This window comes from Brevundimonas nasdae, from assembly GCF_019395145.1.
GTDB classification, from domain to species: Bacteria; Pseudomonadota; Alphaproteobacteria; order Caulobacterales; family Caulobacteraceae; genus Brevundimonas; species Brevundimonas nasdae.
Map to the genome: position 1 here is coordinate 757,056 of NZ_CP080034.1, position 15,872 is coordinate 772,927.

Consider the following 15,872-nt stretch of genomic DNA (forward strand, 5'->3'; position numbering starts at 1 on the left):
CGCCGTCTCACCGCCGTCCGAACAGCTTCTCCAGATCGTGCAGCTTCAGCTCCACGTACGTAGGCCGTCCGTGGTTGCATTGACCGGAATGCGGGGTGGCTTCCATCTGGCGGAGCAGGGCGTTCATTTCGGGGGCGGACAGGACGCGGCCTGAGCGGACGCTGCCGTGGCAGGCCATGGTGCCGCAGACCTCTGCCATCCGCTCCTTGAGGCTCAGGGCCGCGCCATGTTCGGCCAGATCATCGGCGATGTCGCGGATCAGCCCCTGAACATCTGTGTCGCCCAGCAGGGCCGGGGTCTCGCGCACCAGAACGGCGCCCGCGCCGAAGGCCTCTACGATCAGGCCCATCTCCGCCAGTTCATCGGCCTTTGCGGCGACGCGCTCGGCCTCGGCGGGGTCCAGATCGACCACCTCGGGCGTCAGCAGGGCCTGACGGGTCACCGCCCCCTGGGCCATCTGGGCCTTCATCCGCTCATAGACCAGACGCTCGTGCGCGGCGTGCTGGTCCACGATGACCAGGCCGTCGCGGGTCTGGGCGACGATATAGTTGGCGTGAAGCTGGCCTCGCGCGGCGCCCAACGGATAGTCGAGGGGGTCGACGACGGGCGCGGGATTGCCGAAATAGCCTGGCGCAGGCTGGCTGTCGGTCGGCTGGTGGGCGAAGGGCGCGGGCTGGGGCCAGGACGGCTGCTCCCATGTCGGCTCGACGCGGGCGCTGCGTTCGTTGAGGCCGGGGATGATCTGGGCGGCTGCGGCGGGCTGGGACCAGCCGGTCCAGCCGCTGAAGCCTTGGGCGGACGGTGAACTGGGGCTGTAGGCGGCGCCCGTGTTCAGGCCGGTGTGGGCCTGGAAGCCGGACAGGGCGTCGGCGGCGACGGTGGTTGAGGCGCGGTGTCCCGCCGCGTGCAGCGAATGACGCAGGGCGCCGACGATCAGGCCGCGCACCAGGGCCGGATCGCGGAACCGCACCTCGGCCTTCGCCGGGTGGACGTTGACGTCCACGAACAGCGGGTCGATCTCAAGGAACAGCACCGCGGCGGGATGCCGGTCGCGCGCCAGGAAGTCGGCGTAGGCGCCGCGCAGGGCGCCCTGCAGCAGCCGGTCCTTCACCGGGCGGCCGTTGACGAACAGGTACTGGTGCGCCGCATTGCCTCGCGAATAGGTGGGCAGGCCCGCATAGCCGGTCAGGCGCACGCCGTCCCGCTCCTGATCGATCAGCAGGGCGTTGGCCTCGAAATCGCGGCCCAGCAGGGCGGACAGGCGTTTCAGGCGGCCCTCGTCGCCCGGATGTTCGGCGGGCAGGCGCAGGGTGACCTTGCCGTCCAGCGACAGGGTGAAGGCGACGGCCTCGTGCGCCATGGCCTGGCGCTTGATCTCTTCCGAAATGGCCATGGCCTCGGCCCGTTCGGACTTCATGAACTTGAGCCGGGCGGGGGTGGCGTAGAACAGGTCGCGCACCTCGACCCGCGCGCCGTGCGGGCCGGGGAAGGCGGCGGGCGACAGGGCGCGCGTGTCGCCGCCCTCGACCTGAATGGCCCAGGCCTCTTTCTCGTCGCGGGATCGGGTGGTGATCGACAGGCGCGCGACCGAGCCGATGGAGGGCAGGGCCTCGCCCCGAAAGCCCAGCGTATGAATGCGCAGCAGGTCCACGTCGCCTGCGTCATCCGGCTCCAGCTTGGACGTGGCGTGGCGTTCGATGGCCAAGGGCAGTTCGGCCTTGGGAATTCCCTTGCCGTCGTCGGCGATCAGGATGCGCGACAGGCCCCCGCCGTCGGCCTGAATCTCGATATTGGAGCCGCCCGCGTCCAGGGCGTTTTCGACCAACTCCTTGATGGCGCTGGCGGGCCGTTCGACCACCTCGCCGGCGGCGATGCGGTTGACGGTTTCGGGGGAGAGGCGGCGAATGGGCATGTGGCCCGAAAGATAGGCGCGGCGACGGATTCGCGCCACGATCAATGATTATTCTGATCTGCAACATTCGCTGTTGCAAAACGCTCAGGCGTGACACTACATTGGCTGCACTAATCCGTTTGAAGGAACGCTCCATATGAAATTTGGTCATATCGCCGCCCTGTCGGCCCTGGCTCTGCTGGCGGCATGCAACCGTCCGGGCGAGGCGCCAGCCGCCGCGCCCGCCGCCACGGCAGAGGCGCCGGTCACGCTTAAGGCCCCGGCTGGCGACTATGCGCTGGACCCCACCCACGCCACGCTGCAGTGGTCGGTCCTGCACAACACGATTTCCCACTACACCGCGCGCTTCGACAAGCTTGAGGCGACGCTGACGCTGGACCCCGCCAACCTGGCCAACTCCAAGATCACGGCCAAGATCGACCCGGCCTCGGTCAGCGCCTCCTATCCGGCGGATTACAAGGCGTCGCACGCGGCGACCGGCTTCGCCAGCTGGAGCGATGACATCGCCAACAACGTCAAGTTCCTGAACGCCAAGGCCTTCCCGTCGATCACCTTCGTCTCGACGTCGGTGAAGCAGACCGGCGCGCGCACGGCCGATGTGACGGGCGACCTGACCTTCCTGGGCCAGACGCACCCGGTCACGCTGAAGACGACCTTCAACGGCGAGATCGAGCGTCATCCGTTCGCTCAGGTTCCGGCCGTCGGCTTTGCGGCTGAGGGCTCGTTCAAGCGTTCGGACTTCGGCATGGCGGTCGGCCCGGTCGGCGACGAAGTGACCATCCGCTTCGACGGCGAGTTCATCCAGAAGGCGGCGCCTGCCGCTCCGGCGAACTAAGACGACTATCGGGGCGGCGGGTCGGATGGCTCGCCGCCCCAGGCTTTTAGGCTTAATCTGAAGACGACCATGACCGCCGCCAGCCACCGCTATTCCTCCGTCGCCATCGCCCTGCACTGGGTGATCGCGCTGTGCATCCTGTCGATGATTCCGATGGGATTATGGATGACCTCGGCCATCGGACATCCCGACACCCAGGCGCTGGCCTATCGTATGTTCCAGATTCACAAGTCGATTGGCTTCCTGATTCTGGGGCTGACGGTGCTGCGGATCATCTGGCGTCTGACGCATCGTCCGCCTGCGTTGCCGGGCGGGATGAAGCGGTGGGAGGCCTTCGCCGCCAGCGCGACACATGTGGCCTTCTACGGACTGATGCTGGCCCTGCCGCTGACGGGTTGGCTGTATGTCTCTGCCGGCTGGGCCGTCTCGACCGATAAGGCGCTGGAGGTCGCGACCAGCTGGTTCGGCCTGTTCCCGATCCCGCATCTGCCGGGCGTCGCCGACCTGCCTGCGGGCGTGAAGCGGGCGCTGGCCTTCCAGGCCATGGGCGCGCACTCGCTGCTGGCCTGGGGCGCGGTGGTGCTGATCGTGCTGCACGTCGGGGCCGCGTTGAAGCATCAGTTCCTGGATCGTGACGGGGTGCTGTCCCACATGCTGCCCTGGCTGAAGTCGGGTCATGCCGGGCTGGGACATGCGCCGCGCTCGCCCTGGGCGGAGCGGGCCGTGGGTCTGGGCCTGATCGGCGTGATCGCCGCGGCCGGGGCCATCGCCGCGCGTCCCTATGCTCAGCCGGGCCTGCCGATGACGGCTGAGGCCAAGCCTGCTGCTGCGTCTGCGCCTGTTGCTCCGGCTGAGGCCGCCGTGACACCCGGAACCGCCGCCGCCTGGACCATCGACAGCGCAGCCTCCAGCATCGGCTTCACCGGAACTCACGCTGGCAAGGGCTTCAAGGGTCGGTTCGACCGCTGGCAGGGTCAGGTCTGGTTCGACCCGGCCGATCTGGCGGGCTCCAAGGCCGTGGTGACAGTCCATACCGCCAGCGCTCGCACCGGCGACCCGACGCAGGAAGGCTCTCTGCAGGGGGCGGAATGGTTTGATCCGGCCCAATACCCCGAGGCCCGGTTCGAGGCGTCCAGCTTCCATTCGCTGGGCGGCGATAAATATGAGGCGACCGGCACGCTGAAGATCAAGACGGTGACCGTGCCGGTTGTTCTGCCCTTCACCTTCACCGAAACCGGAGGCGTTGCGACCGTTGAAGGCAAGCTGGAGCTGGACCGCACGGCTCTGAACCTGGGCATGGAATCCGACGCTACAGCGGACTGGGTGTCCAAGATGATCGGCGTACAGATCAAGGTGTCGGCGAAGCGGGCGGGATAGGGTTCGCGCCTTCTGGCGCTTGCCCTTGCGGAAGTCAGGCCTTACGGCTCCGCGCCTTGATCAATGATTCAGGGATCGGTCGATGACCCTTGCGCTTCTTTTCCCCGGACAGGGTAGCCAGGCCGTTGGCATGGGCGCGGCCCTTGCTGACGCCTTCCAATCCGCCCGCGACGTCTTCGCCGAGGTGGACGAAGCCCTGGGGCAGAAACTGTCCGTCTTGATGCGCGAAGGGCCGGAAGACCAGCTGACCCTGACCGAGAACGCCCAACCGGCCCTGATGGCCGTGTCGGTCGCCGCGATCCGTGCGCTGAAGGCCGAGTTCGGTTTCGACGTGGCGGCGGCCGCCTATGTCGCCGGTCACTCGCTGGGCGAATATTCGGCCCTGGCGGCGGCAGGCGCGATCTCGCTGTCGGATACCGCACGCCTGTTGAAGCTGCGCGGCCAGGCCATGCAGCGCGCCGTGCCGGTCGGGCAGGGCGCAATGGCCTCCCTGATCGGCCCCAAGACCGATCTGGCCCTGGCCGAGGCCGCAGCGGCGGCGGGCGCCGAACTGGGCGTGTGCGTGGTCGCCAATGACAACAACGCGGGCAACATCGTCATCTCGGGCGAGAAGGCGGCTGTCGATCGCGCCATCGAGAAGGCCAAGGAGCTGGGCGCGCGGGCGATCCCGCTGAACGTCTCGGCGCCCTTCCACTGTCCGCTGATGCAGCCCGCCGCCGACGAAATGGCGCAGGCCCTGGCTTCGGCGACGATCCTGGCGCCGGTCGTGCCCGTGGTCGCCAATGTTCTGGCGCGCCCGGAAAGCGACCCGGAAGTCATCCGCCGCCTTCTGGTCGAACAGGTCACCGGCCGCGTGCGCTGGCGCGAGAGCATGGAGTGGATGGCAGGTGAGGGCGGCGTGACGCGCTTCGCCGAAATCGGGTCGGGCAAGGTGCTGACCGGCATGGCCAAGCGGATCGCCCCGGATGCCGAAGGCGTGGCGCTGAACACGCCGGAAGATCTGGAAGCCTTCGCCAAGGGAGTGACGAGTGGCGAGTGACGTGTGGCGAGCCTATCGCCGCGTCCCTTTGCACTTCCTCGCCACTCGACACTAATCACTCGCCACTTCTCGGAGAGACGTAAATGTTCAATCTTGCAGGCAAGACCGCGCTGGTGACCGGCGCGACGGGCGGCATCGGCGGGGCTGTGGCGCGGGCGCTGCACGCCCAGGGCGCGACTGTGGTGCTGTCGGGCACGCGTGAGGCGGTTCTGGCCGATCTGGCCAAGGAGCTGGGCGAGCGCGCCCATTTCGCCACCGCCAACCTGTCGGACCCGGAATCAGTCGATAATCTGGTCAACGCAGCCGAGACGGCGGCGGGTTCGCCGTTGGACATCCTGGTGGCCAACGCCGGCATCACCAAGGACGGCCTGCTGATGCGGATGAAGGACGACGACTTCCAGTCGGTCATCCAGATCAATCTTGAGAGCTATTTCCGCCTGACCCGCGCCGCGGTGAAGGGGATGATGAAGCGTCGCTCGGGTCGAATCATCGGCGTGACCTCGGTGGTCGGTGTGACCGGCAACCCCGGCCAGACCAACTATTCGGCGTCCAAGGCCGGCATGATCGGCTTCTCCAAATCGTTGGCGCAGGAAGTCGGTTCACGCGGCATCACGGTTAATTGCATCGCGCCGGGCTTCATCGCGTCGCCGATGACCGACGTGCTGAACGAGCAGCAGCGTGATGCGATTCTGGGTCGCATCCCGGCGGGCCGACTGGGCTCCGGCGACGAAATCGCTGCGGCTGCAGTCTATCTGTCCTCGGACGAAGCGGCTTATGTCACGGGGCAGACCCTGCACGTGAACGGCGGCATGGCGATGATCTGATCACGATCACGTAACGCAACAGACTATTTCCAGCCCCGAAGCCTGTGCTAAAGGGCGAGAATGCAACGGCGATAACAGCTTTCGGGCTTGCGTCGCCTTCGCTGCCGTGAGACGGCGATTTTTAAGCTACCACCGCCTCTACGGCGACTTTCAACAGGCAGAGAGACACTCATGTCCGACACCCTCGAGCGCGTTCGCAAGATCGTCATCGACCACCTGGACGCTGATCCGGACAAGGTCACGGAAAAGGCCAGCTTCATCGACGACCTGGGCGCTGACTCGCTCGACAACGTCGAGCTGGTGATGGCCTTCGAAGAAGAATTCGACATCGAAATCCCGGATGACGCTGCAGAGCACATCCAGACGGTCGGCGACGCCGTCAAGTTCATCGACGAGAAGTCGGCGGGCTGATTTCAGTCACTGACTGACAGTGATACAGGGCCGCCCGGCGCTCCTAGCGGAGATGCCCGGCGGCCCTTACTGTTTCTGATCTAGGCGAATCCCCGCGTGATTCCGGGGATGCGGGATTGAGATGAAGGAGCACGCACCATGCGCCGCGTTGTTGTTACGGGCATCGGTCTGCTGACCCCCCTGGGCTGGGGCGTCGAGAAGAGCTGGAAGAACATCGTCGAGGGCAAGTCGGGCATTCGTCCGATCACCGCTTTCGACACAGAAGGCTACGGCTGCACCATCGCGGGCGAAGTGCCCAGCGTGGACGGGCGCGGCGGAGGCGGCGAGGGCGACTTCGACCCCGACAAGATCATGTCCGCCAAGGACCGCAAGCGCGTCGACGACTTCATCCTGTACGCCATCGCAGCGGCGGATGAGGCGTTGGCTGACGCCAACTGGAAGCCCGAGACGGAAGAAGACAAGGAACGCACCGGCGTCATGGTCGGCTCCGGCATCGGCGGCCTTGGCCCCATCGCCGATACGGCCATCGTCTTGAAGGAACAGGGACCGCGCCGCGTCAGTCCCTTCTTCATCCCCAGCGCCCTGATCAATCTGGCTGGCGGTCAGATCTCGATCCGTCACGGCCTGAAGGGGCCGAACCACGCGGTCGTCACCGCCTGCGCCACCGGCGCCCACGCCATCGGCGATGCGGCCCGGATGATCGCGCTGGACGATGCGGACGTGATGGTGGCGGGCGGCGCCGAAAGCTCGGTCGTGCCCATTGGCATCGCCGGCTTCCTGGCCTGCAAGGCGCTGTGCACCGCGTATAACGACACGCCCGAAAAGGCCTCGCGCCCCTATGACAAGGACCATGCCGGCTTCGTCATGGGCGAGGGCGCCGGCATTCTGGTGCTGGAGGAATACGAACACGCCAAGGCGCGCGGCGCGAAAATCTACGCCGAAGTGGTCGGCTACGGCATGAGCGGCGACGCCTATCACATCACCGCCCCGTCCGAGGACGGCGAGGGGGGCGCGCGGGCCATGAAGATGGCGCTGAAGCGGGCCGGGATGCAGCCTTCCGACCTCGACTACGTCAACGCCCACGGCACCTCGACCATGGCGGACTGGATCGAACTGAAGGCCATCGAAGGTCTGGTCGGCGACCACGCCCAGAACCTGTCGGTCAGCTCCACCAAGTCGATGACCGGGCACCTGCTAGGGGCGGCGGGCGCTATCGAGGCGGCCTTCTGCGTGCTGGCGATCCGCGATCAGGTGGCGCCGCCGACGATCAACCTGGACAACCCCGAGATGGAGACCGCCATCGACCTGGTTCCCAACAAGGCCAAGCCGATGAAGATCGATGTGGCGATGTCCAACAGCTTCGGCTTCGGAGGCACCAACGCCTCGGTGATCTTCAAGAAAGTCGACTGAGATGTTCGGGCGGGGACGGGTTGAAAAGCCGCAGAAGCGGTCTGGTCTTGTCGTCGCCCTGCTGACGGCCTCGGCGACATTCAGCCTGTTCCTGCTCGCCGCCCTGGTGGTGACCTGGGGCGTCTATTACGGGCCGGGGCCGAAGGCGCGTCAGGGCGACCTGACCGTCGTCACCCTGCCCAGCGGTTCCGGCGTTTCGGCCATCGCCGCCCAGATGAAGGCGGCGGGCGTGATTCGTTCCGCCGACCTTTTCAAGGCGGCGATCACTCTGACGGGCGCGGACCGCCGCCTGCGGGCCGGCGAATATGAAATCCCGTCCGGCACATCGCTGGCGGGCGTGGTGCGCCTGATGGTTGAGGGGCGGGTGGTGCGCCATTTCGTGACCCTGCCGGAAGGCTGGTCGTCGGCGCAGGCCGTGGACATTCTGGACAAACAGCCTGTCCTGACCGGCGCGGTGGACGAAACCCCTGAAGAAGGCAGCCTGTGGCCCGACACCTATGAGGTGACGCGCGGCGAAACCCGCCAGTCCGTCATCAGCCGGATGCAGCGCGCCACCAACGAGAACATGCGCGTCCTGTGGGCGCAGCGTTCGCCTGGCACGATCGCCCGCACGCCCGAAGAGGCCATGATCCTGGCCTCCATCGTCGAAAAGGAGACGGGTCTGGCCGCGGAACGCCCGCGCGTCGCGGCGGTCTTCACCAATCGTCTGCGTCAGGGAATGCGGCTGGAGAGCGATCCGACCATCGTTTACGGCATCACCCAGGGCCGTCCGCTGGGACGCGGCATCCGGCGTTCGGAGCTGCAGGAGCGGACCCGCTGGAACACCTATCAGATCGACGGCCTGCCACCGACGCCCATCGCCAATCCGGGCAAAGAGGCGATCAAGGCCGTGCTGAACCCGCCAGCGGAGACGGCGCTGTTCTTCGTCGCCGACGGCACGGGCGGTCACGCCTTCGCCGCCACCTATGAAGAGCATCTGCGCAATGTCGCGCGGTGGCGCCAGATCGAGCGCCAGAAGGCGGGCCTGCCGCCGGAAGCCGAGGCGCCGGTCGCGCCCGGAACCAGCGCTGCGCCCATGACAGAGGCCGCATCGCCCGGCCCAATCACCGGACAAGCCACCATCACCCTGCCTGCCGGGGCTTCGCAGGGACCACGATGAGCAAACTTTCAGGCATGACCGGCTTCGGCCGGGCGGATGGCGCAGGCCAGGGCTGGACCTGGTCCATTGAGGCGCGCTCGGTCAATGGCCGCAATCTGGAGGTCCGTTTCCGTGGGCCGGGAGGGTTCGACAATCTGGAGCGGCTGGCCAAGGCGGCGGGGCAGGCGCGGTTCGCGCGCGGTCAGGTCAGCATCGGCGTGCAGGCTAAGCGGGTCGAGGCGGGCGAAGCCGCCGTCACCATCAACGCCGCCGTTCTGGCGCGTTATCTGACGCTGGCCAATGAACTGGCCGAAGACGGCGCCACGCCGCCGTCCGCCGATGGCTTGCTGGCCCTGCGCGGCGTGATCGAAGCGCCGGAAGAGGTCGATGACCCTGAGGCGCGCGCCGCGTTGGAGGTCGCGATGGCCGCAACTGTCGAACAGGCGCTGGACGCCCTGAAGACATCGCGGGAAGGCGAGGGCGCGCTGCTGAAACCGGTGCTGGCCGATTTCATCGCCCGAATCGAAGCTCTGGTGGCGTCAGCAGAAACCGAAGCCTCGGCCCAGGTCGACGCGATTCGCGAACGTTTCACCCGCCGCATCACCGAACTGGCTCCCGATGCGCCGGGGCTGGAAGACCGCATCTTCCTCGAAGCCGCCGCGCTTGCGACCAAGGCGGACGTGCGCGAGGAACTGGATCGGCTGACCGCGCATATCGCCGCCGCGCGTCAGCTTGTGGCCTCAGCGCCCGCTGGCCGGAAACTCGACTTTTTGATGCAGGAATTCATGAGAGAGGCGAACACTCTCTGCTCGAAATCCGCTACGACCGCGCTCACCGGAATCGGCCTGGAACTGAAGGCCGTCGTCGAACAGCTTCGAGAACAAGTCCAAAATGTCGAATGAACGCACGCCCCGCCGGGGTGTCCTCCTGATCGTCGCCAGCCCTTCGGGCGCAGGCAAGACGTCGCTGTGCCGTCGCCTGATGGCCGACCACGGCGGGCTGGAGTTGTCTGTCTCCATGACCACCCGCGACATTCGTCCGGGTGAAGTGCATGGCCGTGACTACAACTTCGTCAGCCATGAGGAATTCCAGCGCCTGATCGACGCCGACGCCTTCCTGGAATGGGCGGACGTGCATGGCAATCGCTACGGCAGCCCGCGCGGCCCCGTTGACCGGGCGCTGGCTGAGGGGCGCGACGTCCTGTTCGACATCGACTGGCAGGGCGCGCGTGACGTCGCCGAAAAATGTCCCGAGGACGCGGTGCGCGTCTTCATCCTGCCGCCCAGCCTGGAAGAACTGCGCCGCCGTCTGGTGACTCGTTCGCAGGACGCCGAAGACGTTATCGAGCGCCGCGTGGCTAACGCCAAGGGCGAGATCGAACATTGCGACATGTTCGACTACGTCATCGTCAATGAGGACTTCGACCGCTCGTACGCCGAGCTGGCGCACATCTATCACGCCGAACGCTCGCGCCGTTTCCGCAACCTGTGGGTCGGAAACTATCAGGCGGCCCTGCTGCGCGAAGTCGTCTGAGGGGCAGGCTGTTCAGGGGCGTACGGCGCGCGCGGCGAACCACGGCGTGATTCGCGTCAACGCCTCTTCGACTTCCGGCGTGGATACCGCAAAGCTGAAGCGGATGTAGCGATGACCCTCGACGGGGTCGAAATCGACGCCGGGCGCCGTGGCGACGCCGGTGTCGCGCAGCAGATCCTGGCAGAAGGCCATGCTGTCACTGGTCAGGTGGCCGATATCCGCCCAGATGTAGAAGGCCCCGTCCGGCGGAGCGATCTTCTTCAGGCCCAGCGCAGGCAGGGCCTCCAGCATCAGGGCGCGGTTGCGGGCATAGGTCTGGATATGACCTTCCAACTCGTCTGTCTGATCCATGGCGACCAGACCTGCGTGCTGGCTCAGCGACGGCGGGGTCAGGAACATATTGCCGATGCGGGCGCGGGCGGCGTCGATTTCAGCCTCCGGAACCAGCAGCCAGCCCAACCGCCAGCCCGCCATGCTCCAGTATTTGGAGAAGCTGTTGATGATGATCGCATCGGGCGCAAACTGCAGCATGGACGGCGTCGGACCGACGTAGCTGAGGCCGTGATAAATCTCGTCGGAGATGATGGCGATGTTGCGCGCGCGGCAGACGGCGGCGATGGCGGCCAATTCTTCATTGGGAATGATGGTGCCGGTCGGGTTGGCCGGGCTGGCGATGATCACGCCCGCTGGCGCAGGCTCCAGCGCCTCCAGTTGGGCGGCGGTCAGCTGGAACCGGGTCTCCGGCCCGCAGGCGATCTCCACCGGCTCCAGATGCAGGGCGCGCAGAGTGTTGCGATAGGCGACATAGCCGGGACGGGCCAGGGCGATGCGGTCGCCGGGCTGGAACCTCATGCTCAGGGCCAGAACCAGCGCGGGCGAGGCGCCGTTCGTCAGAACGATCTGCTCATGCGCCAATGCGACGCCGTACCGCTCGTCATAGAGACGGGCGATGCGGGCGCACAGGTCGGGGCTTTCCCAATAGCCCATGGCGTCCTGATCCAGCACCTGATGCGCGCGGGCGATGGCGGCGGCGGGCGCGCCGGTCGACGGCTGGCCGAACTCCATATGGATGATGGATCGGCCTTCGGATTTCAGCTGATGCGCCAGACGGCTGACGGAAATCGCGCGGAAAGGTTCGACAGTCATGTGGAGAGCTCCACCCATCCGCTCATCCCCGCCGAAACGAGGATGAGCGATTTGAAAACAGGGTTCAGACAGGGCGGACCAGAACGATCTTCTTCTTGCCTGCAGCCAGTTTGATGACCCCGTCCGTGACATCGGCTTCGGTCAGAAGCTGGGCGCCGTCAGCGATGGCGACGTCGTTCAGGCGAAGGCCGCCGCCTTGGGCCAGACGCCGGGCCTCGCCGTTGGAGGTGGTCAGGCCGGCCTTGGTGACGACCGCGGCGATCATGGCGCCGAAGACTTCGGACGCAGGCAGTTCGACGGTCGGCAGGTCGGCGGACAGCTTGCCCTGTTCGAAGGCGGTTTCAGCGGCGGCGCGCGCGGTGGCGGCGGCCTCTGCGCCGTGCAGCATGGTCGTCGCCGCGTCGGCCAGGGCCTTTTTGGCGTCGTTGATCTGGGCGCCTTCCAGCGCTTCGAAGACCGCGATCTCCTCCAGCGTCAGATCGGTGAACAGGCGCATGAAGCGGCCGACGTCGGCGTCCTCGGCGTTGCGCCAGAACTGCCAGTAGTCGTAGGGGCTGAGCTGTTCGGGGTTCAGCCAGATCGCCCCCTGCGCCGTCTTGCCCATCTTGCCGCCCGAGGCGGTGGTCAGCAGCGGGGTGGTCAGGCCGAAGGCGGCCTTCTGGTCCACGCGGCGCACCAGATCGACCCCAGAGGTGATGTTGCCCCACTGGTCCGATCCGCCCATCTGCAGGGTGACCTTCAGGCTGCGGTTCAGCTCCAGGAAGTCCACCGACTGCATCAGCATGTAGTTGAACTCGAGGAAGGTCATCGGCTGCTCGCGCTCGAGGCGCAGCTTGACCGAGTCGAAGCTCAGCATCCGGTTGACGGTGAAGTGCGTGCCAAAGTCGCGCAGGAACTGGACGTAACCGTATCCCGACAGCCAGTCGTCGTTGTTGACCATGACGGCATCGGTCGGGCCGTCGCCGAAGGTCAGGAACTTGGAGAAGACGGTCTTGATCGTGTCGATGTTCGACTGGATCGTTTCTTCGGTCAGTTGCGGGCGCGAGGCGTCCTTGCCGGTCGGGTCGCCGACCTTGGTCGTGCCGCCGCCCATCAGGACGATCGGCTTGCCGCCCGCCTGCTGAAGACGGCGCAGCATCATGATCTGGATCAGGCTGCCGACGTGCAGCGACGGCGCCGTCGCATCAAAGCCGATATAGCCCGCCACCACGCCGTTCGCCGCCGCTTCGTCGAGTTCGACGGGGTGGGTCACCTGGTGGATATACCCGCGCGCCTGGAGGGTGCGGAGGAATTCGGACTTGAAGGCAGGCTCGGTCATGGTCGATTACATGTAGGAGAGGGAGCGGTCGTGTAGCACGCTCGACGAGCGGAGCGAATGAAGATGGCCGGCCAAATCAGAAATCCCGCAGCCCTGCGCCTGTTGATCGGGTGGGCGGTGGTCGCGGTGGTGATCTTCGGCGGGCTGTCGGCGGCTGGGTTTTTGCCGCCTCACCCCGGGTTCGCGCAGGTGTTCATGCCGGCGGTCGCAGCAGTTCTGCTGCAGGGCGTCGTGGCCCTGATGGCGGCCAAACGCGGGAGGGCCAGACTGGGTTGGATCATCCTTCTGGCCCCGCCGCTGGCGATGCTGGTGATCGTGATTCTGTTCGTGGCCCTGTTCGCCTTCGGCGTCAGCTGAGGTTCTTGCCCCGGTCATGATGTCGCAGTCGGCGCACATCGGGGCTGGATAGGGGGCGGGCCGCGTGGCAGTCAGGCGGCATGAGCACAGCCGCCGCCACCCTGACGCCGCACGCCGCATCCCAGGCGAACGTGATCCGCAAGATCACAGTCGAACTGAACCGCACAGATCCCAAGCGTCTGCATCTGCGGTATCTGCTGGAGGGCGACATCGCGCGCCTGTTCGTGCCGCGGGACGATGAGCCGATCCGCACGGACGAGCTGTGGAGGCGGACCTGCTGCGAGGTCTTTCTGAGGGCCGAAACGGGCGAGCGGTATTACGAATACAATCTGGCGCCCTCGACGCGCTGGGCGGCCTATCGCTTCAACGGCTATCGCAACGAGATGGCCGATGCTGAGGTCGCAACGCCGCTGATCTCGACTGAGGTCGAGGACTGGCGGTTCGTGCTGAGCGCCGATCTGGACATGCACCAACTGCCCCATCTGCCCGGCGATGCGTCTTGGCTGGTCTCGCTGTCGGTGGTGGTCGAGGACCTGGACGGGAACGTGGCCTGGTGGGCGCTGACGCATCCGTCGCTTGAGCCGGATTTCCACAATCGCCGGTCGTTTGTCATGACCCTGCCAGAAGCCGGAGCATCGGCATGAATTTCGGCCTCGACCGCCTGCTGTCCGATCACGCCTTGCGCGCTGAGCTGAAGGGCCGGCGCGTGGCGCTGCTGGCCCATCCGGCGTCTGTGACAAAGGACCTGACCCACGCCATCGACGCCCTGGCCGCCTGTCCCGAGATCAGGCTGAGCGCCGCCTTCGGGCCTCAGCACGGCATGAAGGGCGACCTGCAGGACAATATGATGGAGAGCCCGGATTATCGCGATCCGGTCCACAACATTCCTGTGTTCAGCCTGTATGGCGAGGTGCGCAAGCCCCGCGACGAGTGGATGGAGACGTTCGACGTCATCCTGATCGATCTGCAGGACCTGGGCTGTCGCATCTACACCTTCATCACGACCCTGCTTTACGTGCTGGAGGCGGCCGAGAAGCACGGCAAGACGGTGTGGGTGCTGGACCGGCCCAATCCGGCAGGGCGTCCGGTCGAGGGGCTGACGTTGCTGCCCGGATACGAAAGCTTCGTCGGCGCGGGGCCTATGCCGATGCGGCATGGCATGACCATGGGCGAACTGGGCCTGTGGTTCGTCGATCACTTCAAACTGGACGTCGACTATCGCGTGATCGCAATGCAGGGCTGGACGCCGGAGCAGGGGCCGGGCTTCGGCTGGCCGCTGGGCGAACGGTCGTGGGTCAACCCCAGCCCCAATGCGCCGAACCTGTCGATGGCGCGAGCCTATGCCGGGACGGTGATGCTGGAGGGGGCGACCCTGTCGGAAGGGCGCGGCACGACGCGCCCTCTGGAGCTGTTCGGGGCGCCGGACATCGACGCGCGGGCGGTGATCGCGGAGATGCACTCGCTTGCGCCCGAATGGCTGGAGGGCTGCATACTGCGCGACATGTGGTTCGAGCCGACCTTCCATAAGCACGTCGGGAAACTGTGCAGCGGGGTGCAGATCCACGTCGATCAGCCGTCCTATGACCATGCCGCGTTCAAGCCGTGGCGGGTGCAGGCGCTGGGCTTCAAGGCGATCAGACGGCTGTATCCCGACTACGACCTGTGGCGGGATTTTCCGTATGAGTATGCGTTCGGCAAGCTGCCCATCGACGTCATCAATGGCGGGCCAGGCCTGCGGGAATGGGTGGACTCAGCGACGGCGACGCCTGCCGATCTGGATGCTGCGGCGCGGCCGGATGAGGCGGCGTGGAAAGAGACGCGCAGGCCGTACCTGCTGTACTAGGACTATAAGTAAAATCTATTGATCATTCGAAAATAAGTGATTGGGCTTATTTAATGCGGTGCGGTAGGTAGCGAGTCTCCTAACCACCCAGCCGATGGATTTCACATGGCCCTCATCAACACGACGATCAAACCCTTCGCGGCGACCGCTTACAAGGAAGGCAAGTTCGTCGACATCACCGACGCCGACGTAAAGGGCAAATGGGCCATTTTCTTCTTCTATCCGGCCGACTTCACCTTCGTGTGCCCGACCGAGCTGGAAGACCTGGCTGACTCCTATTCGACCCTGCAGGGCCTGGGCGTGGAAGTCTTCTCGGTCTCGACCGATACCCACTTCAGCCACAAGGCCTGGCACGACACCTCGCCCGCCATCGGCAAGATCAACTACTACATGGTCGGCGACCAGTCGGGCACGATCACCAACAACTTCGACGTCATGCGTCCGGGCGTCGGCCTGGCCGACCGCGCGACCTTCCTGGTCGATCCGGAAGGCGTGATCCAGTTCATGGAGATCACGTCGGAAGGCGTGGGCCGTAACGCCGCTGAACTGCTGCGTAAGGTCAAGGCTGCTCAGTACGTCGCCGCTCACCCCGGCGAAGTCTGCCCGGCCAAGTGGGAAGAAGGCGAAGCCACCCTGGCCCCGTCGCTCGACCTCGTCGGCAAGATCTAAGCACTACGCCTATCTGGGTCCGGCCTCGCGCCGGACCCAACCGGCCCGTGATCTGGGCCG

Annotated in this window: 16 protein-coding genes; 13 read left to right on the forward strand and 3 right to left on the reverse strand. The window is 66.0% G+C overall.

From position 1 onward, the window contains the following. Positions 1 to 7: 7 nt before the first annotated feature. Positions 8 to 1,912: a DNA mismatch repair endonuclease MutL gene (mutL, locus tag KWG56_RS03745; RefSeq protein ID WP_219355399.1), complete on the reverse strand. Its 1,905-nt coding sequence runs from the start codon at positions 1,910 to 1,912 to the stop codon at positions 8 to 10. 136 nt (positions 1,913 to 2,048) lie between these two features. On the opposite strand from mutL, the gene KWG56_RS03750 reads away from it, so the two are divergent. The 9 genes from KWG56_RS03750 to gmk all read left to right on the forward strand — a co-directional run bounded on the left by KWG56_RS03750 (position 2,049) and on the right by gmk (position 10,479). After that, positions 2,049 to 2,747 (forward strand): YceI family protein, encoded by a 699-nt coding sequence (locus tag KWG56_RS03750; RefSeq protein WP_201100738.1) that lies wholly within the window; start codon positions 2,049 to 2,051, stop codon positions 2,745 to 2,747. Between the two features lie 69 nt (positions 2,748 to 2,816). Further along, positions 2,817 to 4,124: a YceI family protein gene (locus KWG56_RS03755; RefSeq protein WP_219353779.1), complete on the forward strand. Its 1,308-nt coding sequence runs from the start codon at positions 2,817 to 2,819 to the stop codon at positions 4,122 to 4,124. 82 nt (positions 4,125 to 4,206) lie between these two features. Next, the gene (gene fabD, locus KWG56_RS03760) at positions 4,207 to 5,163 is read left to right on the forward strand and encodes an ACP S-malonyltransferase (RefSeq protein ID WP_219353780.1); all 957 of its coding nucleotides are present in this window, start codon (positions 4,207 to 4,209) and stop codon (positions 5,161 to 5,163) included. An 83-nt stretch (positions 5,164 to 5,246) separates the two neighbouring features. Then, positions 5,247 to 5,987 carry a 3-oxoacyl-[acyl-carrier-protein] reductase gene (gene fabG / locus KWG56_RS03765; protein ID WP_219353781.1) on the forward strand — a complete coding sequence of 247 codons (741 nt, stop codon included), beginning with the start codon at positions 5,247 to 5,249 and terminating at the stop codon, positions 5,985 to 5,987. 171 nt (positions 5,988 to 6,158) lie between these two features. Continuing rightward, on the forward strand, positions 6,159 to 6,398 hold the full coding sequence (locus KWG56_RS03770; protein ID WP_008264317.1) for an acyl carrier protein: 240 nt from the start codon (positions 6,159 to 6,161) through the stop codon (positions 6,396 to 6,398). 138 nt (positions 6,399 to 6,536) lie between these two features. Further along, complete coding sequence (gene fabF / locus KWG56_RS03775; protein WP_219353782.1) at positions 6,537 to 7,808, forward strand: beta-ketoacyl-ACP synthase II; 1,272 nt, start codon at positions 6,537 to 6,539, stop codon at positions 7,806 to 7,808. A 1-nt stretch (position 7,809) separates the two neighbouring features. After that, complete coding sequence (gene mltG / locus KWG56_RS03780) at positions 7,810 to 8,967, forward strand: endolytic transglycosylase MltG (protein ID WP_201100743.1); 1,158 nt, start codon at positions 7,810 to 7,812, stop codon at positions 8,965 to 8,967. Then, on the forward strand, positions 8,964 to 9,848 hold the full coding sequence (locus KWG56_RS03785; protein WP_219353783.1) for a YicC/YloC family endoribonuclease: 885 nt from the start codon (positions 8,964 to 8,966) through the stop codon (positions 9,846 to 9,848). Before mltG ends, KWG56_RS03785 begins: the two co-directional genes overlap by 4 nt. After that, on the forward strand, positions 9,838 to 10,479 hold the full coding sequence (gene gmk, locus KWG56_RS03790; RefSeq protein WP_201100745.1) for a guanylate kinase: 642 nt from the start codon (positions 9,838 to 9,840) through the stop codon (positions 10,477 to 10,479). The genes KWG56_RS03785 and gmk overlap by 11 nt, the downstream gene beginning before the upstream one ends. A 12-nt stretch (positions 10,480 to 10,491) precedes the next feature. On the opposite strand, the gene KWG56_RS03795 is transcribed toward gmk, so the two are convergent. Next, complete coding sequence (locus KWG56_RS03795) at positions 10,492 to 11,625, reverse strand: pyridoxal phosphate-dependent aminotransferase (protein ID WP_373274040.1); 1,134 nt, start codon at positions 11,623 to 11,625, stop codon at positions 10,492 to 10,494. Between the two features lie 64 nt (positions 11,626 to 11,689). Next, positions 11,690 to 12,943, reverse strand: a complete 1,254-nt coding sequence (tyrS, locus tag KWG56_RS03800; protein WP_219353785.1) for a tyrosine--tRNA ligase — start codon at positions 12,941 to 12,943, stop codon at positions 11,690 to 11,692. 63 nt (positions 12,944 to 13,006) lie between these two features. Here tyrS and KWG56_RS03805 point away from each other — a divergent pair, with 63 nt between their 5' ends. The 4 genes from KWG56_RS03805 (at position 13,007) to ahpC (ending at position 15,812) form a co-directional block, all read left to right on the forward strand. Next, positions 13,007 to 13,300, forward strand: a complete 294-nt coding sequence (locus KWG56_RS03805) for a hypothetical protein (protein WP_219353786.1) — start codon at positions 13,007 to 13,009, stop codon at positions 13,298 to 13,300. Between the two features lie 80 nt (positions 13,301 to 13,380). Further along, positions 13,381 to 13,944, forward strand: a complete 564-nt coding sequence (locus tag KWG56_RS03810) for a DOMON-like domain-containing protein (RefSeq protein WP_219353787.1) — start codon at positions 13,381 to 13,383, stop codon at positions 13,942 to 13,944. Continuing rightward, positions 13,941 to 15,143 (forward strand): exo-beta-N-acetylmuramidase NamZ family protein, encoded by a 1,203-nt coding sequence (locus KWG56_RS03815; protein WP_219353788.1) that lies wholly within the window; start codon positions 13,941 to 13,943, stop codon positions 15,141 to 15,143. Before KWG56_RS03810 ends, KWG56_RS03815 begins: the two co-directional genes overlap by 4 nt. Positions 15,144 to 15,248: 105 nt before the next feature. After that, entirely contained in the window at positions 15,249 to 15,812 is a 564-nt protein-coding gene (ahpC, locus tag KWG56_RS03820) for an alkyl hydroperoxide reductase subunit C (RefSeq protein ID WP_201097979.1), read from the forward strand. The last annotated feature ends 60 nt before the right edge of the window (positions 15,813 to 15,872 follow it).